This window comes from Methanosalsum natronophilum (genome assembly GCF_024808815.1).
In the GTDB taxonomy this organism is placed as follows: Archaea; Halobacteriota; Methanosarcinia; order Methanosarcinales; family Methanosarcinaceae; genus Methanosalsum; species Methanosalsum natronophilum.
On the sequence record NZ_JANUCS010000041.1, the window covers coordinates 1 to 1,316 of the forward strand.

The 1,316-nt window shown below is 34.7% G+C and carries 2 protein-coding genes; both read right to left on the reverse strand.

Annotation, left to right across the window (positions count from 1 at the left end):
• Positions 1–525 precede the first annotated feature (525 nt).
• Positions 526–1,089 (reverse strand): hypothetical protein, encoded by a 564-nt coding sequence (locus tag J2T59_RS10175; protein WP_259135830.1) that lies wholly within the window; start codon positions 1,087–1,089, stop codon positions 526–528.
• Between the two features lie 104 nt (positions 1,090–1,193).
• Positions 1,194–1,316 (reverse strand): monomethylamine:corrinoid methyltransferase (locus J2T59_RS10180; RefSeq protein ID WP_259134101.1); only part of this gene is annotated, 123 nt, incomplete at its 5' end.

Genomic DNA, 1,316 nt, shown 5'->3' on the forward strand with positions numbered 1-1,316 from the left:
CCAGAATCAATTGCTTCTACAGGTGATACACCTGCATCCAATGCTTCTTGTGCACCTTGCTTTGCACCTTCAATATCCTGGTTTACAATTGCTTCCTTTAGATTATCTAGAATTTCTTGATTTGCCATTTTGTCACCTTTTTATTTTGTATTTTTATTCGTTTAGTTTGTCTATTTGCCTAAAAAAACAACCAAAATAACTTTTTTAGGCCAGTATAAATTTAAAATTAAAGTATATAGCATAATTCAAGCCTAAAATCTGGGTATAGAGATAAATGTCAAACAGCACAATACTTTACAAATGCTAGGTGACTTAACATAATGTATGATACTAATCTTTGGTAGCAAACAATGCTTAGTAAAAAAGATAAGTAAATAGAATCTAAGCAATAGTAAAATTGAAAAAATCCTTTGAATTATCAAATTAAGCTTTCCAGTTTGATGGGAAAAGTAGAAAAAAAGAAAAAAAGAAAAGATAGCCGATAATTATATCGGCCTACTTCAAATAGTTTTTAGTTGTTTATACTCAAATGCCTAGTGCTGGTATTGCAGGTGCACCGTATTCTAGCCAGCCTACAATTAAAGCGAGACCAACTATGAATGCAAATATAGAGAATGCTATAAGTCCTGCACCACATGCTTTGGCAGATAGTTTACCGTAGTCCATAGCTGCAACGATCAATAGAATTGCAACAATGATTAGCATGATTAATGACCAAACGGCATATCCGAACATGAAGTCAGCGATTGCATAGATAAGGAATACACCAGCAGAGAAGAGTGCCAAGTGTCCCACTCCAGTAGCTTCGAATTCTCTATATGACATATATGCAATACCTACGAAAATCCATCCGAAGACGATTATCGCATATCCTACCAGAGCAGCCGTTTCTCCAACCACTGCCGCATCGGATGCTAAAATAACTAAAATACCTGTTATAAAGTGTACTATACCACCAATTAATAAAATAATCCATATTGGTCTTGCATCTTCTCCAACACCTAGTAAGAATGCACCTACAGGCATTAGGGCTACAAAGTCGGTTATAAATGCAGCTGCAAGTAAAACAACTATCAATTCCATACTCATTTTTAAGTACCTCCTAATTTACAATTTTGTTTACAAATAAAATAATTTGAATTTTGATAATATCATCAAAATTCATACATAACACATTTGTCAGCTAATTATACTCAGTATACTAATCCAAGTTCTTCCAGCTTCTTCTTTGCACCATCGTATACTTTCACGTATTCTTCGGTTGGTGTAACTGTCTTTGTGTCATAGCATTCCTGGAACGTCTTACCAGCAGGAGC

Coding starts and splice junctions, on each gene's coding strand:
- J2T59_RS10175 (WP_259135830.1), bottom strand. CDS start 1,089: ATGAGTATGGAATTGATAGTTGTTTTACTTGCAGCTGCATTTATAACC.